Source organism: Micromonospora sp. NPDC049171, from assembly GCF_040648275.1.
GTDB lineage: Bacteria > Actinomycetota > Actinomycetes > Mycobacteriales > Micromonosporaceae > Micromonospora.
This window is the reverse complement of record NZ_JBEZDJ010000013.1, coordinates 40,385-65,355: the sequence shown is the minus strand read 5'-3', so window position 1 is coordinate 65,355 and position 24,971 is coordinate 40,385. Positions and strand designations below refer to the sequence as shown.

The window sequence follows — 24,971 nt, the reverse complement described above, 5'->3', positions numbered from 1 at the left end:
CAGTGTGTGCCAGCCTATCTAATTCGTCCTAGAGCGGACGTCGAGGTTCGTGGAACCCGCTCCTGCGACATATCGTCGACCGGTTCCACCGGTATCGCTTCACGTGCCCGCCCCAGCTACTCTCCAAGCCATGAGCAACGTGGCCGGGGCGAAGGCAAACCGTGAGGAAGAGATCGCATTTCTGGCTTTAGAGCAGGTGCTCGGGGTCGACATCAAGCTCGCGGATGCTGGCGCTGGCGACAAGAAGCCTGACGGTTCTTGGGTGTACGTCGATGGCCGGGAGCGCCGGGGCATCGTTGAGGTCACCTCACCACCAGCCACAAGCCTGATGGGTGAATGGGCACGCGCGAAGAAGGCAGGACAGCCCCAGACCGAGGGTGGATCGATCCCCTTGCGCTTGAACGAGCTGGCGCAGGTTTGCTCTGAGATGCTTGCGGAGGACTGGGCCCGCGAGAACTTCGACAAACTCTTGGCCGAACCAGCCGATGAGCGGCACCTCTTCCTCTTGGCACGGGGTCACAAGGAAGGTGGCCACTACTTCTACCGGCTGTCCGATTCTTATGACGACGGAACAATCGAGCACATCGCTGACATTGTCCTCCCACGCGGCATCTCGGACGTCTGGTTCCGAGGTCGAGCACGGCGGGATACTGACCAACCATTGGGCGTTTGGGAACTATGGTTGGCAAGGTTTCAAGCAGAGTCGGGGTGGCACCGCTACGTGGTGGGAATCGAGGAACGGCACCTGCCGTCCCCCAATCCGGGTATCGCTGACGATCGGGCTCCCGCAGATTGGCGAACTCCGAAGGATCGAGCTGTCAAGCTGGCCGGGAACTGAGGTCAGGCTTGATCGACATTCGTTCGTTGACTCGGAGGCGTGTGTTCACCCACTCGCCGGCCTGCCCGGCTGATGCGTTTCGCGACCTCAGGATTCGTCAATGCTTCTCAGTATGGCGCAGCGGGCCATACGGCGTCAGGTTCCATTCGTGAGCGTGGACGAGCGGTACGCGCCCGAACTTTCCGAGGGCCTGGGCTGCGGCGAGAATCTGCTTCTCTACGATCTCGTCCTCTCGTCCTGCAACTCCCGCATGTTCGAAGAACTTCTGGCAAGCGTCCGCGGTTTCGAGGAACAACAAAGGTAACTGGTAAAGCGCGAAGTTGGTCCGATACTCGCGAAATTCTGGTTGCAGGGTGACCAGCTTTCCGCCTGGCTCGCCCCAACCGTTGCGCAAAACCTCGCCCATCGAGAAGTGTAGGGCCCGACTCGCGGCGGCATGCAAGTAGTCGTACAGGTCCTCATGGCCCGTCTGCTTTGCTACCCATCTCGCGCTAGGCAGCGGGCGCCCCGACCAATTGAACTGCTCGCGGATCTTCGCCAGCTCGGCGTTGGCACGAGTTAGCTGCTGCTCCTGGGCGTCTAGAAACGTTACCGGGTACCATAGCTCCTGCATCACAGCGTCACCGACGTAGGCACGTTGGGCGAGCAGTGAGCGGATACCGTCGGACCACCCCATGGCCATAAGCAAATTCTGGGCGTCCTGCTGCGGCAGATCCTTCACCCACAGCATCCAAAGCAACTCATCGAGCGCGGGCCGGACAAACCCGACTGCCAGATGACCTAGCCCGACCTTGGCCAGCACCACGGTGGCGTCAAGCGCTTCGAGCTGACGCCGAAGGATGTAGTTGACCGCAATGCGGCGAAGGTCGGGCCAGGCTGCATCCCAGGTCAGGTCGCCGATGATGAGCGCCTGTTTCGTCGCGGCGATCCACACCTCGACAGCCGCCACCCGCGCTTCGACGTCGACGTTCTCATTGACAGCCACCGAGAAATAATGACATGCCCCTGCCTGCTCACACCGAAGCCCGTTCGCGACCCATCCACGAACCGACGGTGGGGTCCTGGTAGCGCGGACTGAGCCGTCTTGCGAAATTCTCTTTTGCGGCACTATGAGACGGCAGTCCGAAGCACTACTTTGCCACGACGGTCGGTGGAGCTGTCCACAAGATCGCGTCCACGCTCATGCCGCGATTCGCGCTGACCTGTGGCGGATCGCGTCAGGCTCACGGCGACGCGGCCACCGGCGGCCCGACCGCCTCGATCCGCCGCAGAGGTGGTCATGCGTCAGCGATCAAGGCTCTGGCCCGCCAGCATCAAGACGCTATCTGGGCGCTCGGCCAGACCGTCAGCGGTCAGAACCCACCCACCCCGCTACGAAACCGAGCGTTTTAGATAGTTTCGAGAGGTGACCGGCGGCGGGCCGGCGCGAGGTAGGTCCGGCACCAACCGTCAGCTTCACCCGTGGCGTCAGGCCCTGGGGCGACCAGCTTGGGTTCTTGCGGTTCGGGCAATCAGCCTTCGGTGGTCGGCCTGGAGCAGGTGCCGGACCTCGTCGTGCTCGGGGCTGTCGTTCAGAGAGCTGGCTAGCGCATATCTGACGGCCGGCTCTGGGTCCTTCGCCAGCTTGACGCCTAGGTCGGGCCACTGGCTGGGTCCGCGCACCCACACACGCGCGGCGAAAGCCCGGGGCGCCTTATTGGGATGCGCGGCGAAGACCGGGAGGTCGATCTGGAGGGACTCCACTGGGAGAGCGATCAGTGCGTGCGCGATGTGGAGCCAGTCGGTGTCCCGCGCCCCATACATCAAGGAGATCGCCAGCTCCTGCACCTGCGTGAACTGCTCCTGTGTGGTCGCGAGGGCGGCCGCGACGCGCAAGGCGAGAGCCGCCAGCGGCGGCGTGCCACCGGTGACCTTGAAGCGGGCGAACGGGCCGTTGTCGATCCCGAACGCGACCAAGCTCTCCGTCGGCTCCCGGACGAAGCTCATCAGCGCGTCGAACGTCGCGGACCGCGTCACCGCCGGCAACGTGGGCGCGAGGTACAGAATCGCTCCGAGGGCATCGGAACGATTTTCGGCGGCGTCGCGCACCTCGGCCACCCTGTCCAGCATTGCATCGGTGAAGGTAGTCCGGTCCGTGTCGTCAAGAGTCCGCACCAACAGGGCGGTTTCCTTCAGTGCCGTGCCGAAGGTGGTAACGCTAGGGTTGAACACGAAGGGCTGCGAGTCGCGCTCGAAGCTAGAGCGAGCAACCGCCAATACCGGCTCGACGTCGCTACCGGCGAGCACGAGCGTGAGAGCGGCATACCGATTCCCCTCTGAGGCCGCTGACGCCAGGCGCTGCGAAACGCGTGGTGGGTTCGAACGGAAGAGAAGCTCTCCTTTGTCGGACGCGTAGTCGGCAATATGATTGTTCAGCAGCACGGCATCGCACAGAGCGTCGATCACCCGGGCGCTCAGCGAAGGGTGACTTTCGGCAATGGCAACCGCTGCCGTGATGTATTCCTCATAGAACGCGAAGAACGAGTCGGGCGTCGACTCGATTAGGTGGTCCTGCGTCAGGTTCAGGAATCCTTCTGCCTCTTCCAGCGATGCGGCGCCGCAGGTTCCGGCGAACGCTCCAAAGGCGGGCCCCCACGTGTTGTTGGGTGAGCGCGAGAACTCCTTCGTGGTGAGCTCGCGATACGACGCGCTTGCCCACTCCCGGGCCGTCTCCTCCGGGATGAGCTCGGCGGCCACCGACGCGAAGCGGAAGGACGCCGCGCGTTCCCAGGCCGGCTGATCGTCCAACGGTGGATGGAAGTCGAGCGGCTCGTCGGGCAACCGGCCAACCAGGGCCTTCAACTTCCGCCAGTAGCTGCCGTAAACGTAGTGCCTGATCGCCCCGGTCCACTGTCCGGTTTCCGTGTACAGGTCACCGAACCGCTGGTGTGCCAGGAACTCTTCCTGCCAGTCGGCGCCCAGTACCGCATAGGAGAGGTGCTGGTGCAGGTTGTGCCGGGCGTCGGGCCACCGCTTGTCGAGGATGTTGGACGTCGCCCGTGAGGCGTACGGCTGTGGCTCCGGCAGCACTGAGCCGCTGCCGCCGACCTTGAGCGCCTGTGCGACCAGGTGAGTGTCCGCCGCCTTCAGTTGCGGGCCGAAGTTCTGCCTCGCTACCCAGGCCGAGGCGTAGAGCCAGGACGCGGCGGAGTCGTTGAGTCCGGCCTGGACCGCCACGTCGATGGCGTCTTGCCATCGCCGGAGCGCTTCGCCCGTCCGCCCCTTGATCGCCAGATGCCGCGCATGACGAGCGGCGATCCATGCGACGGCGTTCGGCGGATAGTGCCCTTTAGCGCCGTCAAGCTGACTCCAGTCGTCGGCCACTTCGGCGAGGCACATCAGAATGCGCGCACGGATCGTCAGGTGATCATCGTCGAGAGGGGTAGTCAGAGCAGCATCGCGCAGGCGGTCCATCCGCGTGGTCAAGAGGTCGGCGCGGCGCCAGACGATGCATTGCTCCGCGAGCACCAATGCGCATTCGATATATTTCATGTCAGTGCTCTTGAGCGCATCAAAAGCGGAAGCGACGTCATCGATGTCTACGGAACGCTCATAACCGAATGCGGCGACGTAGGAAAGCGCGCTGATTGACCGGAGGATCGACTCGGTCAGGTGTTGGCGATTGCTGTCCAGCTTGCGTATGTGCTCGGCCACGGCGAACGAGTTTCCGTAGGTGTGGAGAACCCATCCCAGGTTGAGGCGCAGGGCGGCAGCAGATTCGAAGTCGCCGCCGGATTCGAGCGCCTCGCACTGGCGGGTCCGGAGCAGGATCGCATGCCGGGCGAACGGCGAGGCCTCGAGTTTCGACGCCACCTCGGCGAACAGCGACGCCGCCTCCAGAGGCGACTCCGCCACCCGATCTTCTGCCTGCTGAAGCCGCTCCGCCTCGCCCAGATGGGCGATCGGACCGCGAAGCACCGCGTCTGACGTGACTGGCGGAACACCGTTAATGCGCCGCGCGATCGCCGCGAGGTCCGCGTCGCGCACCAAGCGGTCACCTTGGCGTTTCTGCTGCTCTTTCCACTCCAACAGTTCCTCGATCGTGTAGGCCGAATCATGCTGGTCGACCGGAGGGTGATGCAGGCCGCAGAGGAGAAGCAAATTCTCGAAGCCATTGATGACGTCCGTATACGCCGGGTCGTGGCGCGGCCCTTCGGGCGACTCGGACCGGATGTGCGCGATCTGCGCCGTCGGGGTCAGCAGGCCTCGGTCCTCGAAGATGATCGGGCTCGCGCACCCGGGGTACGCGCAGTGAGCCGCCGTGCCAAAGAGGAGCTTTAGCGTTCGATCCGTGTAGCTGCGTGGCACTCGATGATCTTAGCGTGTACCCGCAACCAATCACGCGGGTAGAGCGGAGCGACCCTCGGCGGGAGCTGCGGTCCGTCCTCCGGCGGACGTGCGACATGACCGTGCTGTTGATCCAGAAGGGGCGAGGCAAGGAACTTAGCCCACTTGACTTGACCAACGAGCCTGAGACCGCGCCTCACTCATCAACGCCGTTGACCTCAAAGACCTAGCGCCGACGACTGAAGGCATCGAGCGCCGCCTTCGTCATACTTTCATGCCGCTCCGGGAGGGCTGGCGTTCATCGTTGGTGGTGACGCACGGTGATGTATGGCTACCTCTCCTGCTTCGGCTTCCAGTGTCGTACCTGCCAACCAACTTGTCGTGCGCGCCGCGGTGTCCGCCTTCTTGGGCCGCTACCGTGGGCAGACCCGCGTGCATACCGAGTCCGACCTACGGGTCTTCCTCCGGTGGTGCAGCGACCACGAACTTGACCCGCTCTCCGCAGCTCGGGTGGAATTCGAGCGGTACGTGCGCTGGCTGCAAGACGTTCGCCGGTACCAGCCCTCGACGGTGTCCCGTCGGCTGTCGGTCGTGGTCGGGTTCTATCGGGTCTGTGTTATCGACGCGATCCTGGAGCACTCGCCAGCCGATTACGTCCGCCGGCCCACAGTGCCGGCCGAGTCACCGACACTCGGACTGGGCCACCTGCAGTTCGAGGCCCTTATCACCGCCGCCCGGCTGTCGGCCAACCCGAACGACTTCGCCCTGGTCGCCCTCTTGGGCCTGCTCGGCTTACGAATCTTCGAAGCCTGCGGGTCGAACATCGCCGACCTGGGAGAGGAACACGGCCACCGGGTCCTACGGGTGCGCGGCAAGGGCGGCAAGGCCGTGCTCGTCCCGCTGCCACCCGCAGTCGCCCGAGCCATCGACCGGGCCGTCGATGAGCGCACCAGCGGGCCGCTCCTGCGCAACACCCAAGGTCGGCGAATGGACCGACACGCCGCCACTCGTCGGCTCAAGCACCTAGCCCACATCGCGGGGATCCGGATGCCGAAGATGCACCCCCACATGCTGCGCCACACGTTCGTGACCACCATGCTCGGCGCCGGCGTCAGCCTGCGCGACGTGCAGATCGCCGCTCGTCACGCCGACCCGCGTACCACCATGCGCTACGACCGAGCCCGCAAGAACCTCGACCGGCACCCCAACTACATCCTCGCCGCCTACATGGCCTCCGGGACGTAGCCAGGCTCGCGCCTTTGCCGAATACAGTGTGCCGAGTAAGGGGTCAGGACAGCGCGATCTCGATCCGGACTCCGTCGCCCGCCGTTATCAGGATGGCCGTGGGTGGACCGGCCCTTTCCGCATCCGGCACAATAATGAACTGGTTGCGCCGGGCCGCCAGCAGGCGGAGACCCGTGTAGCGGTACTTGTACCCGTCGCTCACAGGTAGCGTGGTCGTCGTTATGCCGTGGCCGGTGAGAGACTGATCTTCCTTGGAGTACACGGTCACGCTTCTCAGTTCCCCGGACCGAGTGACACGCAGCGCCTGCTCGAATCCGAGATCCGAGGCATACGAGCCGGTGGCAGCGGTCGCAAGTGCCACGACGAGCGCCACCGATGCCCACGATCTAAGCCGCCCGAGCCGCTGCTCCCGAGCGACCGGGATCTCGTATCGATTTCGGAGATGCGCTGCGTAGTTGAAGAGCAGCACTGCCACCGCGGCCGAAAGATACTCCGGCCAACTCGGGCCGCCCGACCAGTCGGCCAGGAGAACGGCTGGCAGCCACTCGATCAGGAACGGCAGTAGGAATATTCCTGCAAGCACCGAAGCCATAAGGAATACCGCGCGCCATCGCAGAGTCCGACCGCGCCCCTGCTGCTCCAGGTAGCCGGTGAATGAGCGGTGGAATGCTGCCGCTCCCAGTGTTAGCCCCGCGACAACCGCGACCGGCGAGACGAGCGCCATGATGCTGTCGGCAGCGTTCTCCTTGCTTTGGAACTGCAAGCCGATCGCTCCGTTAACGCCGAAGAAGCCGTAGTATGCAGTTGCCCGAACATACGCGAACCAATAAAGATACGCGACTAGCACACCTAGCGGCGCCACGATGTTTGCGAGCACGGCCGACCATCGAGAAGGCAGGGTCTCCTGCTGCGCTGAGTCGGGCAGTCCGCGACCGGCGACCGCGCGTCGCAACCGATCTGGCATCGGATCCTTCCAGAATCAACGGGCTTGGCGGCCCAACCCGGGCATCGTACGAGACAGCCAACGTGCTGGACCAGGTGAGTGCCCACTGCAGACGCAAGACACCCGCTGTAGTGCACTCTCATGCCGCAGACAAAGCGCACCTCATCTTCGAGACCCGTCACCGTACGTGAGCGGTGCGCTGGCCGGCTCGGGCGTAGTGAGTCCAATTGGGGTGGCGCCAGACTCGCGAACATCGAGCTCGGTGAGATTTCACTGATGCCGAAACTCAGCGACATCTGGTGCCGGAACTCGCGACCATAGCCAACCGTGTGTCGTGACCCCGGCCTGGGACCAGCGGCGGTCTTGATCGCACCGTCGAGGTCAGCGTGGATAGGCACGGCTGCCCGTACGGGCACCACGCCGAACGCTGCCAGAAGGGATCACACATGACCGACAGAACGCCTGGCCTCCGCACGATCGAGGTCGCTGACGACGTGTACGACGTGCTGAAGCGCACCGCCGACAGCCGAGACACCGACATCAACGGCGCGCTGCGCTACCTGATCGAGGTTCCGACGCCTCGGCCTGCTGCCAAGGACGACGACGAAGACTGAACAGCTCGCAGGACAGGTGCCGCCGAGGCCGGGCTGACGGACTCGGCGGCGCCTGTCGTGCTCAGGCCGTTTGCCCAGCAGAGGTATCGGTCGCCGCGTGTGCGGTGGCGAGCAGTCGCTGCGCGGTGCGTTGAGTGATGCCGAGCTGCTGAGCGAGCGCGACGCCGAGGCCGCGCCGGTCACGCCCGGTGCGGTCGGCCTCGGCCAGGAGCGCGATGGCGACCGGAAGCCGAGGATCGTCGGCGTACGGGTGCGGCTTGCGGGCACCGGTCGTGCCGGGGGTGCGGCCGGTGGACTGCCGGCCCGTGCGGGCGTCGGCCACGGCCCACACGGTGCGCCGGAACCACAGACGGCGCACCCGCCCGTCCCGCAGCACCTCAACTCGGTCGGGGTGGTCATACAGGGTGTCGGGCAGGTTGCGATACGAGCCGTAGCCGAGAACCCTCGCCGCCGCGCCGGAGCCGATGAGGTCTTCGGAGTCGCCGCGGCGGTCGACCTTCGTCAGCTCGGCGCGCTTCGCCGCCTGGTGCGCGGTGTGGAACGCCTTGATGTCGTCGAGCCAGAACCACTCGCGGCCGTCGTGTTGGAAACTTTCGGGGAAGTCGAACCGGGCGCGGTGGCGGTGCCAGTGGTTGACCGTGGAGTAGGCCGCACCGGTGAACGCGGCGACTTCGGCCCGGTCGAGGGCGGTCCGTCCGCCGATCACGCGTCGTGCCACGCCCCCATCCTCCCTCCGGTGGTCGCTCGCTGCCGCCGCCGTGCCGCCGAGGCGGGCAGGGCAGGACTCGCCGTAGGATCGGCGGCACGCCCTGGCTCGGGTAGAAGCGGCCGTGTGTCCGCAGGCGGCCCGAAGTGGGCGAGGTGGCCGGTCGGGAATTGCACGCACCCTCGGGTGTGCCCGCCGGCCACCGACCCACTCGGCCTAGACGTGCGGGCGTAGCAGCCGCCACGCCACCTGCGCCATTCGGTCGATGCGCAGCGCGACCAGTTTCACCCGTGTGGCGGGCTTGAGCGCGTCGTAGACGGTCAGGATCGCGGCGGCGGTTGTCATGTCCACCATCACCCCGTCGATCTTGCGGCAGTTGCCGCGTGTGACTTCGCGTAGTACCTCGATGACGCGCGGATCGCCTGCGGTGGCGTCGTCGGGTAGCGCGTCGAACTCGACCAGTCCTTCGCAGTCCGGGCAAGTGACGAGGTGCGGGTCGTCAGTGATGCCGGTCAGCGGCTCGTCGTCGGCTCCGCACACCGGGCCGAGGCGGCGTTGGGCCTTCGCGTGGATGAACGTCGGCCGCTGATGCCGCGCGGCGTTGGTCATGACGTCTTCTCTGTCGTGTCGGGCCAGATGCCGAGGGGGTGGCCGGGGGTGATCTGGCCTCGGCTGGGTGCGAGGGTGTCGAACACTGCGGAGAACCTGTCGTGCAGCTCGCCCCGGGTCCGCATCAGGTGTTTGCCTCGGGTGAGCTTCGCGGGCATCGCGTCGGTCACCCGGCGGATCAGCCCGTACAGGTCGCGGGCCTCGATGAGGTCGGTGCACCCCTGGCAGGCCGTCCAGCGCTCGCCCCATGCCTGGGTGATGGCGTGCTCGGTGTCGGTACGGCGCACCCTGGCCGCGTGGTGCCGGGATCGGTAGTCGTTGACGGACACCACTTGCCCGGTGATCCGACGCGCGTCGGTGACCTGGTTGGCGCATTGGTAGATCCAGGCCGCCTCGGGCGCGGAGCAGAAGTCGCACTCGATGATCGGATCGGGGATCTCGGTGATGGGTGCGGGCTCGGGGCGGTGGTCGCTTTGCTGGCCGCGTTGCTCGGCCGCGTGGAGGTACCCGACGATCAGGCCCAGGTCGTTGAAGCGGATGTTGAGCCCTCGACGACAGCGGCGGCAGTACATCGGCTCCTGGCCCGGCGTCATGCCCGTATCGAGCGCTGCGGCCTCGGGCGGATGGGCGAATTCCTCGGGACGTGGGAAGTGCGGTGGCATCACTGGTCGCCTCCGTCCTGGGTACCGGTGTGTGGCCGGGCGGGGTCGAGGGTCAGCCCGAGGCGCAGGCGGGCGAGGTCGACCAGCCTCCGCAGCAGGCTCGCAGTGCCCGCACTGAGGTCGGGGTTGTAGTCGTGGGCGATGCGGCAGGCGTCGCGCAGAGCCGCGCTCGCTTGGGTGAAGGCGGCCTCCAGGGCAGCGTGGTCGTCGGCGCGAGTACGCCAAGCAACGCGGTCGGCCGGGTAGGTGCGCTCGGTGCCGTTGGGGAAGCGCAGGGTGTAGCGGCGTGCGTGGGTGGTGTGCGGGGTCGAGTATGTGACGTCGGTGACGGTGCCGAGGCGGTATTCGGTGGCGTCGGCGGGGGTGATGACGCGGGCGGTGTCGCCGTATTCCAAGGAGCGGTACATCGGTGCTCCGTTCAGAGGCCGGGGTGGGAGGGGTTGGTGGTGTGGTCGGTCTCGCCGTAGCCGTTGACCTCGAAGGCGATGTACCGGTCGTCGGTCTCGGTGGTGTCGGCGTGCAGGTAGAGGTCGTCGGCGCGGCGTTTGACGCCGATCGAGACGCCATGCACGTCGAGGACGACGTAGGCCGTGCGGTCGCCGGGCTCGCCGGGGTAAACCCGCAGGTTGAGCCGGGTCAGCACCTCGACGCAGACAGGGTCGACCGCGCCGAGCAGAGCGAGTGCGCCCGTGAGCTGCTGACCGTCGAGGATGCGCTGGCCATCGCCCATGCCGTCGGTGTCCTCGGAGGGGTCGATCGAGGTCGTCATGCCGGCTCCCCGTTCTCGCCGCTCGCCTCGGGCTCCGCGGTGGGGCCGAGGGTGGGTGGGAAGGTGGCGATGGTCTCGCCCAGGACGCCGCCGCCGAGTTGGTCGGTCAGGGCCGCGAGGCCGATGAGGGCGGTGCCGAGGGCGACGGCTTGCGCCGGGGTGCAGCGCACGCGGACGCGGGAGCCGTCGTCGGTGCGGGCGCGGACCTCGACGTGGCGCCGCCGCCAGAGCGCGGCGGGCTGCTCGGTGTCTGGCTCGGCGATGAGGGTTCCGCGCAGGGCCTCGCGCAGCGCGGCTCGCAGCTGCTCGCGTCGGCGCGCGGCGATGGCCTCCCAATCGGACGCCTTCTGCGTGAGGACGATGCGGTCGTCGCCGGTGACGCTGGCGGCGCGGGCGTGGAAGCGTTCGGCGTTGCCGGTCGCCTGGGCGAATTCGGCGGCGACGGTGAACAGGTGATCGGGGTTGTTCATGGGTGCTCCGCGATGATGTCGAGGGGATGCCGCCGGGGCGTGCCGCGCGGCCCGGGGTGCGACCGTGGCCGCGCGGCTCGTCGGGGCGGTCAGCAGTTGGCGGGTGGCTGTCCGGCGGCGTTGTCCAGGGCGGTGCACGCCTCGGTGGTGCCGTCGGCGAAGGGTGGTGCGGCCTTGACGTGGGGTAGGCCGGGGTCGAGTTTCTGGCCGCTGCGGTCGAGGCTGAGCGCCCCGTACGCGGTCAGGTGCGCGCCGACGGCGAGGGCCTGCGCGCCGGTGAGCAGCACGACGAGCCGGCGGCCTTCAGTGCTGTAGGTGTGCAGCTCGACGTGGCCGTTGGTCAGCGGCCGGACCGGCATGAACCGCTCGACCGTCGCCCCGCCGGGTGCTGTCGCCCAGATCGCTGAGCAAAGTGCGTTCCACTGCTCGTTGACGAGGGCTTCCCACTGCTCGGCGCGGGCGATCAGGTGGGCGTGTTCGGCCTCGCTGGTCGAGTGTTCGGCCATCGCGCGGGCGACCTCAGCCGCCGCGAAGTGGCGGGACACCTCGTTTGCCAGCCCGATCATGGAGGCGGCGGTGGGCTCCGGCGCGAGCATGGGCTCGGCCGCAGGCGTAGGGACGGGTGCGGTGCCGGTGGCGGGGTGCTCGCCGGTACCGGGGCCGGGCGTGGTGGCCCGGCCCCCGTGCCGGGCCATCTCAGACCGCCAGCAGCTCGAACGCGCGGGCCTTGAGGTCCGCACCGGCACCGGTCAGCGCCCGCGAGGCACGGGCGAGGTCAGTCTTGGCGGGGGCGAAGTGGTCCACGTACTCGGTGATGGCCTGGAAGCCGGCCCACCGGGTGCCCTTGATCGCCTTCTGCGTGTCCGCGTCCCGGATCAGGTACCGCAACGCGGCCGTGCGCTGCTTCGCGTTGTTCTTCGCGGTGTCCGAGGTGTCGTCGGCCACCGGCCACACCTGCGCGACAACCTTCTCGAACTCACCCATGGTCAACGACTCGTTGATCATCTTCTCGGCTTCGGTCTCGAAGTCGTGGAACGCGCGCCACATCAGGCCGAGGGCCTGCCGGGCCTCGGCGATCTTGCTGGTGACGTTCGAGGTGTGCCGGAAGGTGTACGAGCTGACCGACCGGGCGAAGGCCAGGTTCTGCGTGTTCTTACAGACGATCCGCACGGGGGTCGCATCGAGGCGCAGGGCGGCGGTGCCGTCGTGGGAGGTGGTGGCCGCGAGGTAAAGGTCCATGTCGTCCACCCCGGCGATCTGCATCGCGGTGGGCAGCTTCATGGTGACGAACACCGAGCGTCCCTTGCGCATCGAGCCGGCGGTCTCGAAGTGCGCGCCGGAGGCGTCGACCAGGAGGTTGAGGGTTTCGGCGACCTGCTCGTTCTGCACCACGCTGTAGTCCTCACCGACGACCCCGAGGTACTCGGTCTCGCCGGTGGCCGGGTTGGTGCGAACGGTCATGTACTTGTCGGGGCAGTCGACCTTCGTCACGCCCCGCTCGGTGACCTCGATGCCCTGAAGGGCGATCTTGCGGACCTCCCACCCGCCGAGCCACGCCTTGCTCATGACCTCCTCGGCGGTCATGCACTCGTCGGCCACGGTGCCAAGCTGGTGCCACGCGGTCAACCGCGCTGAGGCGAAGGCCGTCTGCCCATTCGCGAGAGTTTCCAGTTCGTGTGCCACGGCGGCACCCCTTCCAGGTTGTGTGTTGGCGGGCGGCGGGCCGGGGATTGCAACCCCGGCCACGCCGTCACTAACAATGTTTCCTACCTCTACCAGCGGATCAAGACGATCGGTTGGAGTCGATCGAGGTTTCTGCGGCGAATCTGACGCCCGCCGCCGGGCGTGGCCTACCGGGTGTCGGTGGCCGGGTTTAGCCGCCCGTCCGGGCCGTACAGGTACACGTGAACCGTTTTGAACGGGGCCGGTAGGTACACGCTGAACCCGTGTTCGGGGATGAACCGGGTCCGGTAGTCACGGGTGATGCCCAACAGATACCGGTCAGGTTTGTCGCCGTGCGACCCCGGCGGGATGATGCCCGCCCCGGGCCGGTCGGCGCGGGCGCGGCGGTGCCGACCGAGCGCGATGTGCGGGCACAGCGACAGTGCGGCGGTCATGCACTCGGGGTGCCCCGGCGGGTCGGCGTAGCGCATCAACTCAGCGGCCCGAGGTCCGCCGAGGAACGCCACCCAGTACCCCATCGGCTCACCGCACAGCGAGCACCGGCGCTCGATGGCGAGGCGGGTTGAGGTGGTGGTGTTGATCGTGGTGAAGTCCACGTGCGACCCGTCGTCGGTCGGGTTGGGATGGATGTTGATCGGTGGGATGGGTAGGCCGCGCCGCGCGTCGTGGGGACGCGCGGCCAGCGCGGGCGGCAGCTCTGGCACCTCGCCGGACGGGTACGTCATGATCGGCCGTCCACCGGTCCGGGGCGGCTGTGGGTCAGCCGGGCCGGCGCGCCCATCGGGTCGGCCGGTTGCGACCCGTTCGGGCCGGGCACCGGGCACAGCGGCGTGCCGTCGGTGTGTGACGCGCCGGGACGTGCGGCGAACCCGTTCAGGGGGCAGTCACGCGGCGGCACCAGCCGGGCCGGTTGCTCGCATTCCGGGCAGCGCAGCGACCCCGGGCCGGTTGTCTGCCCGTGGTCGGGGTGATTGTGTGCGGTGGTCATCGATCGTTGTCCCTTCCGGTTGTTGGGGGCGTGCGGATGCCGGGGCCGGGCGTGGTGCCCGGCCCCGGCGGGGTGATCGGTCAGGCCGCGACCGGGGCGGCGGCGGCCTCGTCGGTGCGGGCCTCGTCACCGGCGGTGGTGTCCTTGGACGGGGCCATAAACGCGCGGACCTCGGAGGTCGGGGCGGGGGCGTCGTCGGCGAGGGCGTAGGTTTCCGGGGCCTCACGGGTCAGCACCAGCACCCCGGCCGTTGCCATCTTCCGCATGCCGTTGCCGACCGCGCCGGGGCTACGTCCGCCGATCTCACGGGCGACGGTGCCGGGGGTCACGTCGTGACCGGGGCCGAGGTCACGCATGAACGCCTCAACCCGGTTGCGCAACTCGTTCTTGCCCAACTTCGCCGACCCGTCGCTGTTGATCTCACCGGTGGTGCGGCCGGTGCCGGCGGCACGCCGGACCGAGGGGCGGCGGATCTTGCGGGTGTGCCCGCACGTCGGGCACGTGGTGTGCGTCGGCGCGTTGGCCGGGTCCACCGTGGCGAGGTCACCATCGGCAATCACCCACAGCTCCTCGCCGTCCTCACCGACCGGCAGGCGACGCGCGGCACCGGCAACCTCCATTGCGGCGAGGACCGTGTCGCCCATCGCGACGGACAGGCCGCTCTCGTTGATTGCCGCGTCGGCGGTGACGCCGTCCGGGTGCCCACCCAGCACCCCCGCCATGATCAAAACTTTGAGGTCGGGCTGACGCGGGCCGACCGGTGCCCCGGATACGGGCGCGCCTGACACTGGGGCCTCGGGCAGCGTCGCCTCGTCGGCCGCGTCCGGCGTCGTGTCCGTGCCGGCCTCGTCGCTGGCCGCGTCGGTGGCCGGGGCGTCCTCGGCCGTCGGCTCGTCGGCGGTGGCCGGGCCGTCGTTGTCGGCGGTGGGCTCGTCGGCCGCGTCCGGCGTCGCGTCGGTGGCCGGGGCGTCCTCGGCCGTCGGGTCGGTGGTGGTGGCCGGGGCGTCCTCGGCCGCCGGGTCGGTGGTGGTCTGCCAGGTGTCGGCGCTCTTGCGGTTGCCCTTGGCCGGGTCGGGGGTGCGGGTGGCGGTCCCGGCGGCCTCCATGGCGGTGAGCGCCTCGGTGACGACCGGTAGCGGCAGGTTGGCTTGTCCGGCCAACTTGCGGGCGGTGACGCCGGGGTAATCGCGCAGCGCCTCGGCGACGGCGGACCGGGCCTCGTCGGTGCCGGGGGTGAGAACGATGTTTGCGGTCATGGCAATACACCTCCACATAAGGGGTCGACAAATAGCGATTCCGCGTACGCGTGATGCGCATTGTTTGCGGTTCCGCCGGGGCGGTTTTTGTTGCCCACGTCCATGGACCCTCTGCACCCGATGATTGTCAACCCCGTTGCGCAAGACTCTTTACGGGGGCAGCGCCGCGCCGCTTCCATTCTCGATTCAGGAATCGCTACCGCCGTCCGAAACGCCATTTGACGGCCCCGTGCCCGACGCTGCGACGCGTTCGGCGCGGCCCCCTAGTGCCGCATAGGGTGCGCGGTGCGGGGGCCGCTCACACCGTCTTACGGGGTCGTGGTTTCCGGGTTGAAACGACTACGCCGCGCGCCCGGCGGACCGGACGCGCGGCGCTCACGGCAACCCACGGGGCCTTCTTGGATTGTGCGGAAAGTCACTTCAGGAATTTATAGGGCCACGCCTTTTTGCCGCATGAAAGGAACCGGGTCAACGGCATTGTTCTCGGTGGCGGGATAGCCTTCGTGAATCTCGTAGTGCAAATGAGGGCCGGACGAGTTTCCGGAACTGCCGACGTTGCCGATTGGCTGCCCCGCGATCACCGTTTGCCCTATGCGCACCATCGGCTGTCGCACCATATGGCAGTAACGCGAAACGATGTCATCCGCGTGGCGGACCTCCGTATACCAGCCGCACCCGCCGAGGCCGGGGTAGCCGTCGCTGTCGCACGGCATCGGGCCGCCGGTGGGTTCCCACGAGTCGCCCCCGATGTTGCACCGCACGCGCACCACCACACCGCCGGACGCGGCACGGATGACGGTGCCTTTCGCGGCCATGATGTCGACCCCGTCATGGCCGGGCCGGTCGCCGGTGCGGAAACCGGACCCGGCCGTGCCCGCCACCGGACGGGTCCACCCGGAGGCACTGATCGGCGCACCGTCGCAGACGGGCAGCGTTCCGCCGGTGTAGGCCGTGACGATCTCGGTTGCCCGTTTCTCGTGTTTGGCGTAGGCGTCCGGGTACGCCGACCGTTGCACCTTCTGTGCGGCCTCGGTGAGCGGTAGCCGTTCCCACCCGGGGACGGTGAGGAGACGCTCGTAGAACTTCCCGGCGGCGTATTCGGGGTTCATGATCTGTTCCGGGGTGCCCCATCCTTGCGACGGTCGCTGTTGGAACAGCCCCAGCGAGTCGTGATCGTTGTTCGGGCCGAGGTCACCGTGGTTGATCAACGAGGATTCTTGGAGCGCGGTGGCCACCGCGATCACCCACCCGCGCACCGGCACCCGCAACCGCTCACCCACGGCCACGATCACCCCGGCGTTACGGGCCTGTTCCGCCGTCAACCCCGCCGGGGCGGCACCTGGCACGGTGACCACCCCGGCGCAACTACTGCCGCCCCCGCCCCCGCCGAACACCGAGGAGACGACCCCGGCGGTAGCGGCGATGATCAGCAGCAACACCACGGCGACCCCGGACGCGACCCACCCGACTACCCGTCCCACAGCGTGCCACCGTCGCCGGTCGGCGCGGGTAGCCCGGTCAGGCTCACCCGGTCGGGGTGCCCCACGACGCGCCACGCTGGCCCCGCCGGGCCGCCGGACGCGGCGGCGTGGTCGGCGGCGGCGGTTGCCACGGTCACCCCGTCCGGCACCCCGACCCGGTTTAGGTGGGCGTGCAGGTTGGTCTCACGGGCGGCGGTGGGTAGCCAGAACAGCACCGGGTACGCCCGCCGGGGCGGTAGTGCGGCGTAGCCGGTCAGCTTGCCCACCACCCGGCCCAGCGTTTCGGTACCGAGGTCAGCCTCCAACCAAAACGGCACCGCCCGCCCGTTGTCGGCCCATACGCCGTGCCCGTCCGGGCGGACCAGGTTGCCGCACGCCTCACGGCAGCGTGCCTCGTTCCACCAGCGCACCAATCGCGCGCCGGGGTGCGTGCGGGCATGAGCCGTGAGCGCGACGAAGAACCCGTTCACGGTCACCAGGTGCGCCAGCGTCGGTGACATCGCGAGTCGTGCGGTGGCGTCGCGTACGACGGCCGGACGGGGCAGCGCCTCGTCTCGTCCGGCCGCGATGATGGCCGCGCCGACCGGCCCGAGGGTCCACCGCCAGGATTGCGACCCGGGCCGCTGGTAGTGGCGGAACCGGTCAAGGATGTCCCTGCTGTGCAGGGTGTTGAGCCGGTTGCGGGCACGACCGACGGAGCCGAAGGCCAGGTCGACGAGCTGCTCGGTGGTGAACGTCCGGTGCTGGTCGAGCAGGTCCAGGAGGAGCCGGTCTCGGGGGGTGAGTCGACCGAGTTCGGCGGCCACGACAGACGCCGTGAGGCGAAGACTGCCCTTGGCAGATGTGCGGGTAGGAGGGATATCTCTTATCAGTCGGTTCCGGTCCACGAGTCCTCCTCACCGCCGTCCACGTGCGCGTACGGCGTGTTCAAGGGGGCGTGTTCACCTGGCTGTTCGTGGTCGTTGGGTTCCTCGTTGGACCACTCGTTAGAGGTCTCGTTAGACCACTCGCCCTCAACAGCGAAGGTGTTGCGACCAACCAGTTCCACCACTGCCTCGACGGATGTCGACCGCTCGGCCGTTGCGGCAGCGGTCGCGGACTCGCCCAGCAACCGACGACGGTCCTCGCCGGTAAGGCCGGTGTGATCGCGGGCCGCACGGCGCAGCTCGCCGGCACGCCCTTTGACGGCAGGTGGTGGCGGCTCTGTGTCGGCGGTGACCGGTGGTACGACGCGGCCACCAGCGACCGGTCGCAGGACGACTTCGTAGCCGCCGAGGCGGATCAGGTCTCCGTCATCGAGGTACGGCCGCAGGTGCCGGGCCTGATCGATGGCGTCGCGGGGGGCGAGGGCAAAGTACACCTTGTTGCGGGCGTTGGCGTCGATCGCCTCGACCATGTCCCCGGACAGTTGGCCGAGGTACTGATGGGCGAGGACGAACGAGGTGTGCAAGCCGCGGGCCTCGGCGAGCGCGTCGTCGATGCCGATGGGCAGGTGCAGGAAGTTGTGGCACTCGTCCAGCACGATCATCGCGTCGGGACGCTCGTCCTCGGGAATCCGGGCGCGGGCGGCGGTGGCCTGCCACAGCCCCGCGAGGAGCAGGGAGCCAACCAGGCGGGTGCCGTCCTCGCCGATGACGCCCTTGGGTAGCCGCGCGAGCATGATGCCGCCGTCGAGAATGTCAGCGAAGGAGAACGTGGTCGCCGGCACCCCGAACAGGCTGTTCGCCATCGGGTGCGCCAGCACGAGACGCAGCCGGGACAGCAGCGGGGCCACCAGGCCGGAGCGCTGCGCGGCGGGCAACTCGTTGAACCCTTCCCAGAACTCGCCCAACGTGTTGCCCTCCCACGCGTTCAACCTGCCGGTGACGGCGTTGACCCGGACGGCCCTCCACGCGGAGTCCGACAGCAGCCGCGGCAGCTGAGCGAGGGTGGCGCCGTCGAGGTGAGCGAGGGTGAGCAGGCCGTGGTAGCAGATATCGGCGGTCCGGTGGCCCCACCACCGCGACCACACCTTCGCCATCACCGCCGTGAGATTCGCGGCCACGTCATGCGGACTGCCGCCATGCACACTCGGGTCGAGCAGGTTGATCGCCGGTGGCGCGGCCCGCTCGTCCGGGTCAATCAGGACCAGGCGGTCACCGCACGATTTGGGCAGCCGGGCCAGGAGGTCTCGGATCAGGTCGCCCTTGGCCGGGTCGAACGCGGCCACGCCACGCCCGGCCTCCACGTCATCCAAAATCATCCGCATCAGCAGCGTCGTCTTACCCGTGCCGGTCGGTCCGAGTGCATGGATGTGGAACCGGCAGTCCGCCAAAGAGATCCCCACCCGCATCGCGGGGCCGGCGTTGGCAACGCCGATAACCTTGCCGCCCAGGCCCTGCCGATCCTCGACCGGCACCAGGTTCAGCCGGCGCCGTTGCGGGCGAGGGGTAGGAGCCACGGCGATGGGGTTGGTCTTGCTCATGAGGTACTCCACACGGTTGGCGGGTCGTCGGCGTTGGGCGCGGCTTGCTCTGCCGCGCGATGGTGTGTGTCCCGCTCGGTAGCCCGGAAGATGTCGCGGGTCGCGGCCCGGCGGCGTGACGCCGCGCCGGGCAGGCCATAGGCGGCCGGCTCGGCGGGCAACCCGGCGAGGGCGGCGGCTTCCGCCACCGACACCAGGCTCATCCGAGCCTCGGACACCCACCGGTCGGCCGCCGCCAGCGCGCCGGAACGGAGCCGACGGCGGGTGAAGTGGGCTGACAGCAGTCCGAACCCGGAGCTGACATCAGCAGCGGCAGCGCGGGCGGCGGCCTTGGTGGGGCCGGCGGCGACGGTGTGCACGGCAACGAGCAGGTGTGGTGCGTCGGCGTACTTCGCCCGCGCCTGCCGGGCCAACTCGGCGGTGTACGGCTCGGTCGCACGGCTGTGCCGCCTCGGGCTCGACGGGCCGGGGGTGACGATGTCCAGGACGCCGAGGATCAACGCCCGTAGTCCAGGGACGAGCAGCCCGGCAGCGCGGGCGGTTCCTCGGGGGCGGCGAGCGCGGGATGGGTTGGTCATCGCGCGCCGCATCGTGCGTATCCGGTGGGCTGGTGCTCGGCCGAGGTGGACTTGCAGGATCGCGCCGCCGGTGCGCCCGGCCGAGGCAAGCCCGCCGTAAACGGCCCGGAGCCGGTCGTCCTCGGGGGCACCGGCGTCCACGCCCCGGCGTGCCGGTAGGGACGTGTCTTCGACTAGGGGCAGCCATTCCTGCTGGGTGGGCCAGACCGCGAGGGCAACAATGGCCCCGGTAGTGGGCACGGCTGGTGGTCGAGTTTGTTCGGCGCGTGCGCCGGGCCAGCCGCGTTGCAGCAGCCGTACCACTGCGGTCGGATTGACCCCTGGCGGTATCCACAGCCCGCAGTTCATCCCGTCGGGGTCGGCGGCGACTTCCCAGACGAGCCGTGCCGGGCGCAGCGCCCAGCGGCGCGGCGCGGGCAGCACGGTGGCGAGCAGCCGCCACAGGCCGATCGTCGCGGCCGGAGTGGCGGTCACGGGCGGGATGATCCGCAGCCACCGTGCTCCGGCGGCATGCCGCCGCCAGACGCGCCGCCGCCACACCGCCCACAGGACTCGGATGGCAATGAGCGCCGCCACGGCAGCGACGAGTAGCGGCCACCGGTCTCGGACGAGACGCCATACGAAGTCGGTGGGGTCGCCCCAGGATCCGCACAGCAACTCGCCCACAACCGAGTCGGGCACGCCGCCCTGACCAGGCACACACCCGGTGGGCTCCAGAGGCGGGGACAGGGGCAGGGCAGGGATGGAAACCATCGGGGACTCCGATCGACGGAAGGAGGGAGGCTCGTGGGCCAAGGCCAGGGCCGGGGTCAGCGGCGGCGGGCCGGCGAGCCGATAACCGGGCCGGTGACGATCAACTCGTGCTCGGTCGCGGAGGCGTGACCGTGGAAGGCCACCCGCGCCGACCCGGCCGCGAGGAGCGCGTCCCCGCGCTGGCAGGACAGCAGGAACGCCCGCTCGCCGTCGGTGAGCCCGAACGCCTCGGCCACGGCATCGATCGCCTGCGGCGCCTGCCGCAGCAACACCTGCGTGGCAGCGTTGGAGACGACGGCGCGGCCGGTCTTCGTGGCGAGCACGTCAGCGGCGTCCTGGGTCACGACAGTCAGACCAACGCCGTGCTTGCGGGCGGACTTGGCCAGGGTCTCCAGGAACACGCCGCCGCGTCCGCCGGACAGCAGTTTCCACGCCTCGTCCACCAACACCATCCGCAGCACATCCGGGCGAGCGCCGGAGGCGGTCGCGCCGCGTACGGTGCGCCAGATCGTGTCCAGGGTGAGCAGCGTGCCGACCGGATGAAGTTGCTCGGGCAAGTCCTTGATGGCGAAGACCACAAGGTGCCCCTGCGCGACGGTGGTGGTCGGCCCGTCGAACAGGCCCTTCATGCTGCCGGCGACGTAGGGGTGCAGGCGGGCGGCGACTCGGCGGCCCGCGTCGTCGGTGTCTTCCAGGGCGGCCATCACATCAGCGAGGAGCGGCGCCGGTCGCTTCCAGGTGCGCGGGTCGGTGGTGATGCCCTTGGCCCGGTACGCCGCGAGGACCGCCACATCGAGGGAGCGGGCTTCGTCGCCGGGCAGGGGCGCGCTGACGGCGGTGTCACCGGTGCCCATCACGGTCACGAGCGTGTGCAGGAACCGTGCCCGGTCGTTGAGGGCGTCGTCGTCATCGGTCGGCAAATCGAGCGGGTTGATCTTCACCCCGGTCGCGCCGAGGCGGATGACGGTACCGCCAACCGCATCGGCCAGCCGGAGGTATTCGTCTTCGGGGTCGATGACGAACGCCTGCACCCCGAGGCACAGGTTGCGCAGCAGGTCGAGCTTGGCCAGGTAGGACTTCCCTTCCCCGGATCGGGCGAGGATGACGGCGTTGTAGTTGGACTGCGCCCACCGGTCCCAGACGACGACTCCGGCCGAGTGCAGGTTGAGCCCGAACAGCACGCCCATGCCGTTGTCCCCGGCGGTGTCGGGCAGGTCGGGGCTGGTGAACGGAAAGGCTGCGGCGAGAGCGTCGGTGTCGAAGACCCGCTTCATCCCGAGCGCGTCGAACGCGAGGGGTAGGCCGCTGATCCAGCCCTGCAACTGCCGCCAGGTCACCGGCGCGGTGGTGAGCAGCAGCGAGGCGGCCAGGGACCGCACCTCGGCCACCCGCTGCGCGAGGTCGTCGGGGCTGGCGCAGTGGACGGTCAGGTACAGGCCGAGCCGGAACAACCTCGCTTCGCCTCGTGCGACACGGCCGGCCAACTCGGCGGCGTCAACCGCGGCGGCGTCAAGTTCGGGATCGTCCAGTCGACCCTTGGCCGCGTCGTGGCGGCGGGAGGACTCGAACCGGCCGCGCTGCTTGCGCAGCCGCTCGGAGGCCACCGCCGGCGCGAGCGGCTCGATGTGGAAGGCGGCATCGACAAGGCCCGGGTAGGACAGGATCGGCTCGGCCCACCCCGGGCCGACCTCGGCCGGGTAGCCGACGACGGCCAGGGTGGCGCTGTAGCCGTCCCCGACCCGCACGTGTCGGCCGTCGACCTCGACGGCGTCCGGCGAGCCGGGCAGGATCGTGGTCGACTCGGGCATGGCACGCCGCCGTTTCGGCAGCAGCGCGGAGAGCGGGCTCACAGGCCGTCACCTCCGTCAGATGTGGCGTAGGGCGTGAAGGTCGGGGCGGTGGGGTCGAGGCTGACCGCCAGCCGCACCGCCGCGTCCGGCCCGTCCAGCACTCGGGCGGGAACCTCGCAGCCGCCGAGCGCGCGGACCACCTCGGCCGCGTGGTGCGCGGCGTGCTGCGCGCCGCGTCGGCTGCGCACGGCGACGGTGACCTGCCGGTGCAGCAGCTCGCGCTGCCCGGCCAGGTCATCGAGGAACGCCACGTGCGCGCGGGCGGCCTCCTCCAACGCGGGATGCGGCAGCCCCGGGGCAGCGGCGAGGAACCGGTCAGCGAGGTAGCTCAGGTCGACCCGCTGCGCCCGCACCACGATCTGCGCCGGCCCGTCCAGGCTGTGCAGCCACCGCGCGAACCCGGCCACCAGGCCGTTCTGCTCCCCCGGGGTCCGCAGCCCGAACGCCACCGTGGAGGCGGCGACCAGGCTCGTCGTGCCGTCCGAACCGAGATCGATCAGCCCGTCGCCGGTGATGCCCTTCGCGGGCAGCCGCAGCGGTGCGGGTAGCGGTAGCTGGTCGCCCGGCCCGGCGGTGGTGGCAACCCACGCCGGAGCCGGGGTGACCGGCCCGTCGGCCGGTACGAGTCGACGCGGACTGCGGCGGTGCCGTAGCGCCGCGAGGACCCAGGCGTCGAGCGGAATGCCGTCCCGGCGGCCGACCGCGAGTGAGAACGCCCCGGCGGCGATCGGCATCGCCCCCAGGAAGAACACCAACGGATGCACGAGCGTCGCCACCGCCGTCCACGCGGCGTAGAGCAGCAGTCCCGTGACGGCCAGGATCACCACCTGCCGTCCCGACATGCCGAACGCGATCCGGTCGGGACGCTCGATGTCGGCGGGCACCCGAGCCCGCATCGGGGCCTCGTCGCTGAGCCGGTTCACTACTGATCCCCCCTCGAACTCGATGACGGGCGGACGACCGGCGCGGACGGCCGAATCACCGGGGACGGGGACGGCCCCGGACGGACGGCTGTCGACCGCGCTGGAGACGTACTGGCCGCCGGGGACGGCCTCGGCCGCGCAGGCGCGGACGGGCGCGACGGCGGGACCGGGACGACCGATCCGCGTTCGCCCGGGGACGGCGGTACGGACGGGACCGCCGGACGAAGCCGGGCCGTACTCGCCGCCGGTGTCCGTCGAGCGGCGGTGGTGCCCACAACCGCCGGGGCTCCTCCGTTGCCGGAGGCTTGCCCGCTCGGGCTGGCACGCCTCGCCGCCGTGGGCCGTGTCCCCGGGGTCGAGGCACGTCGTGGCCCGCCGGCTGGCGATGCCGTCGGAGCTGCGGAGAACACCGGCGTGACCGGGACGGGTGCCCGGCGTGGCGCGCTCTGCTTCGCTGGTGCGGCCGAGAACGTCACCGCCGGTGCCAGACCGCTGGGTGCGGATCTCGGCGCGGTCGTCGTGGCATCGCTGAAGGCGACGCGTGCCGGTGGTGCGGCCGGGGACGGCGAACTCGGCTGGGGCGGGGCCGGATGGGAGAACTGCGCGGCCGGGACACCGCCGGACGGCGGTGCGGATGGTGTGGACGGGGCCGCCGGGTGGCTGAAGGTGGGGACGGTCGTCCCGGACGGCGCGGGCAGCGGAGTGTGGGTGACCGGGGCGTGACTGAAGGGCACCGGTCCGGGCGGGGGTGGCGGGACGGGAGCCCGTCCCGGACGAGGCGGACGAGGCGGGCGAGGCGGACGGGGGCCACCGGGTGACGGACGGGGGCCGGACGGACGGGGAGCCGTCCGTCCGCCGCCCCCGGCCGTGCTCGCTGCGCCCAGCAAGCCGGCCGCCGTGCCGAGCGTCTTGATCATCAGGACGGCGTGGACGAGTTGGCCGAGCAGTCCTCGGCCGCTGCGCTGTCCGAGTGGGCCGAGGATGAACTGACGCATCCAGCCCGGCAGCTTGATCAGTAGCCACAGCATCGTCAGGCAGACCACGACGCCGAGAAGTCCGGCTCCGGTCGCGGGCACGCCCATCACGGTCGGCCCGGCGGGAGTGAGGAACACCTTGATGCTGGCCATGACGATGACGGCCTGACCGAGTTGCAGTCCCAGGCAGGCCAGGACGCAGCGCCACCACAGGTTCGCCACGCCTTCGGTAAGCGGGCTCGCGTGGCAGATCAACGCCGCCGGGGCGAAACCGAACAGGATGATCAACGCGGCGAGCCGCAGCACGAACGTGAACTCCAGGACGACGCACATCACGATCACGGCGATGGCCATCAGGGCCATCAAGAACCCATCGCTTTGCAAGGCGTTGTCCACGATCTGCCGAATCGCGGTCGCGGCGGTGGGGCCGTCGATCGTGTTACCCGCGATGGCCACGGTGAGCGCGTTGGTCAGCTCGATCGCCTTCTGCCCGAGGAGCAGGCTGCAATTGGCGAGGACCACGCCGACAGCGATGCGGGGTAACACCTGCTTGAGGCCGTACCGGGTTTGCAGGGTCTCCCGGGCGCTGACCAGGAATCCGCCAGCGACGATGAACAGCACGATGACGCCGTTGGCGACGATCAGGCTGGTCGTCCAGATCGCCTTGACGTGCTCGTTGGTGGTGAGGTCTGGGGTCGACAGCCACGACGCGCCGAGGGCTTCCATCACCGGCTGAAGGGCTTGCTCAGCGACCCACACGACCAGGTCCACGACGGCCTTGCGGATCTGGCCTCCGATGTCGTACCAGGCCGGATCATCGTCGTAGGAGGGCTGGCCGG

General features: G+C 69.2%; 24 protein-coding genes. 3 read left to right on the top strand and 21 right to left on the bottom strand.

What is annotated here, in order from left to right:
* Positions 1-130 precede the first annotated feature (130 nt).
* Complete coding sequence (locus AB0B14_RS18005; RefSeq protein ID WP_357523051.1) at positions 131-838, top strand: hypothetical protein; 708 nt, start codon at positions 131-133, stop codon at positions 836-838.
* 97 nt (positions 839-935) lie between these two features.
* On the opposite strand, the gene AB0B14_RS18000 is transcribed toward AB0B14_RS18005, so the two are convergent.
* The gene (locus tag AB0B14_RS18000; protein WP_357523050.1) at positions 936-1,823 is read right to left on the bottom strand and encodes a DUF5677 domain-containing protein; all 888 of its coding nucleotides are present in this window, start codon (positions 1,821-1,823) and stop codon (positions 936-938) included.
* Positions 1,824-2,305: 482 nt separating this feature from the next.
* Complete coding sequence (locus AB0B14_RS17995) at positions 2,306-5,185, bottom strand: hypothetical protein (protein WP_357523049.1); 2,880 nt, start codon at positions 5,183-5,185, stop codon at positions 2,306-2,308.
* Between the two features lie 411 nt (positions 5,186-5,596).
* Here AB0B14_RS17995 and AB0B14_RS17990 point away from each other — a divergent pair, with 411 nt between their 5' ends.
* Complete coding sequence (locus tag AB0B14_RS17990) at positions 5,597-6,409, top strand: tyrosine-type recombinase/integrase (protein WP_357523048.1); 813 nt, start codon at positions 5,597-5,599, stop codon at positions 6,407-6,409.
* Positions 6,410-6,452: 43 nt separating this feature from the next.
* Here AB0B14_RS17990 and AB0B14_RS17985 read toward each other — a convergent pair whose 3' ends face one another.
* A complete protein-coding gene (locus tag AB0B14_RS17985; protein ID WP_357523047.1) occupies positions 6,453-7,373 on the bottom strand; it encodes a hypothetical protein in 921 nt (306 codons plus the stop codon).
* A gap of 425 nt (positions 7,374-7,798) precedes the next feature.
* Between AB0B14_RS17985 and AB0B14_RS17980 the strand changes: the two genes are divergently transcribed.
* Positions 7,799-7,966: a hypothetical protein gene (locus AB0B14_RS17980; protein ID WP_357523046.1), complete on the top strand. Its 168-nt coding sequence runs from the start codon at positions 7,799-7,801 to the stop codon at positions 7,964-7,966.
* Between the two features lie 61 nt (positions 7,967-8,027).
* Here AB0B14_RS17980 and AB0B14_RS17975 read toward each other — a convergent pair whose 3' ends face one another.
* The 18 genes from AB0B14_RS17975 to AB0B14_RS17890 all read right to left on the bottom strand — a co-directional run bounded on the left by AB0B14_RS17975 (position 8,028) and on the right by AB0B14_RS17890 (position 24,903).
* The gene (locus AB0B14_RS17975; protein WP_357523180.1) at positions 8,028-8,672 is read right to left on the bottom strand and encodes a hypothetical protein; all 645 of its coding nucleotides are present in this window, start codon (positions 8,670-8,672) and stop codon (positions 8,028-8,030) included.
* A 216-nt stretch (positions 8,673-8,888) separates the two neighbouring features.
* The gene (locus AB0B14_RS17970; RefSeq protein ID WP_357523045.1) at positions 8,889-9,281 is read right to left on the bottom strand and encodes a hypothetical protein; all 393 of its coding nucleotides are present in this window, start codon (positions 9,279-9,281) and stop codon (positions 8,889-8,891) included.
* Complete coding sequence (locus AB0B14_RS17965) at positions 9,278-9,943, bottom strand: hypothetical protein (RefSeq protein ID WP_357523044.1); 666 nt, start codon at positions 9,941-9,943, stop codon at positions 9,278-9,280. Before AB0B14_RS17965 ends, AB0B14_RS17970 begins: the two co-directional genes overlap by 4 nt.
* Positions 9,943-10,350: a hypothetical protein gene (locus AB0B14_RS17960; RefSeq protein ID WP_357523043.1), complete on the bottom strand. Its 408-nt coding sequence runs from the start codon at positions 10,348-10,350 to the stop codon at positions 9,943-9,945. Before AB0B14_RS17960 ends, AB0B14_RS17965 begins: the two co-directional genes overlap by 1 nt.
* A gap of 11 nt (positions 10,351-10,361) precedes the next feature.
* Entirely contained in the window at positions 10,362-10,712 is a 351-nt protein-coding gene (locus AB0B14_RS17955; RefSeq protein WP_357523042.1) for a hypothetical protein, read from the bottom strand.
* A complete protein-coding gene (locus AB0B14_RS17950; RefSeq protein WP_357523041.1) occupies positions 10,709-11,182 on the bottom strand; it encodes a hypothetical protein in 474 nt (157 codons plus the stop codon). Before AB0B14_RS17950 ends, AB0B14_RS17955 begins: the two co-directional genes overlap by 4 nt.
* Before the next feature lie 89 nt (positions 11,183-11,271).
* Positions 11,272-11,877, bottom strand: a complete 606-nt coding sequence (locus AB0B14_RS17945; RefSeq protein WP_357523040.1) for a hypothetical protein — start codon at positions 11,875-11,877, stop codon at positions 11,272-11,274.
* A 1-nt stretch (position 11,878) separates the two neighbouring features.
* Positions 11,879-12,865 carry a DUF932 domain-containing protein gene (locus tag AB0B14_RS17940; RefSeq protein WP_357523039.1) on the bottom strand — a complete coding sequence of 329 codons (987 nt, stop codon included), beginning with the start codon at positions 12,863-12,865 and terminating at the stop codon, positions 11,879-11,881.
* 167 nt (positions 12,866-13,032) lie between these two features.
* A complete protein-coding gene (locus AB0B14_RS17935; protein ID WP_357523038.1) occupies positions 13,033-13,590 on the bottom strand; it encodes a hypothetical protein in 558 nt (185 codons plus the stop codon).
* On the bottom strand, positions 13,587-13,853 hold the full coding sequence (locus tag AB0B14_RS17930; protein ID WP_357523037.1) for a hypothetical protein: 267 nt from the start codon (positions 13,851-13,853) through the stop codon (positions 13,587-13,589). The genes AB0B14_RS17935 and AB0B14_RS17930 overlap by 4 nt, the downstream gene beginning before the upstream one ends.
* Positions 13,854-13,933: 80 nt before the next feature.
* Positions 13,934-15,109, bottom strand: a complete 1,176-nt coding sequence (locus AB0B14_RS17925; protein WP_357523036.1) for a hypothetical protein — start codon at positions 15,107-15,109, stop codon at positions 13,934-13,936.
* A 428-nt stretch (positions 15,110-15,537) separates the two neighbouring features.
* On the bottom strand, positions 15,538-16,590 hold the full coding sequence (locus AB0B14_RS17920) for a M23 family metallopeptidase (RefSeq protein ID WP_357523035.1): 1,053 nt from the start codon (positions 16,588-16,590) through the stop codon (positions 15,538-15,540).
* On the bottom strand, positions 16,578-17,396 hold the full coding sequence (locus AB0B14_RS17915; RefSeq protein ID WP_357523034.1) for a replication-relaxation family protein: 819 nt from the start codon (positions 17,394-17,396) through the stop codon (positions 16,578-16,580). Before AB0B14_RS17915 ends, AB0B14_RS17920 begins: the two co-directional genes overlap by 13 nt.
* Before the next feature lie 62 nt (positions 17,397-17,458).
* Positions 17,459-19,054, bottom strand: a complete 1,596-nt coding sequence (locus tag AB0B14_RS17910; RefSeq protein WP_357523033.1) for a type IV secretory system conjugative DNA transfer family protein — start codon at positions 19,052-19,054, stop codon at positions 17,459-17,461.
* Positions 19,051-20,106, bottom strand: coding sequence for a hypothetical protein (locus AB0B14_RS17905; protein ID WP_357523032.1), 1,056 nt, complete (start codon positions 20,104-20,106; stop codon positions 19,051-19,053). Before AB0B14_RS17905 ends, AB0B14_RS17910 begins: the two co-directional genes overlap by 4 nt.
* A 335-nt stretch (positions 20,107-20,441) precedes the next feature.
* On the bottom strand, positions 20,442-22,235 hold the full coding sequence (locus AB0B14_RS17900; protein ID WP_357523031.1) for a DUF87 domain-containing protein: 1,794 nt from the start codon (positions 22,233-22,235) through the stop codon (positions 20,442-20,444).
* A complete protein-coding gene (locus AB0B14_RS17895; RefSeq protein WP_357523030.1) occupies positions 22,232-23,158 on the bottom strand; it encodes a PrgI family protein in 927 nt (308 codons plus the stop codon). Before AB0B14_RS17895 ends, AB0B14_RS17900 begins: the two co-directional genes overlap by 4 nt.
* Complete coding sequence (locus AB0B14_RS17890) at positions 23,158-24,903, bottom strand: hypothetical protein (protein WP_357523179.1); 1,746 nt, start codon at positions 24,901-24,903, stop codon at positions 23,158-23,160. The genes AB0B14_RS17895 and AB0B14_RS17890 overlap by 1 nt, the downstream gene beginning before the upstream one ends.
* Between the last annotated feature and the right edge of the window lie 68 nt (positions 24,904-24,971).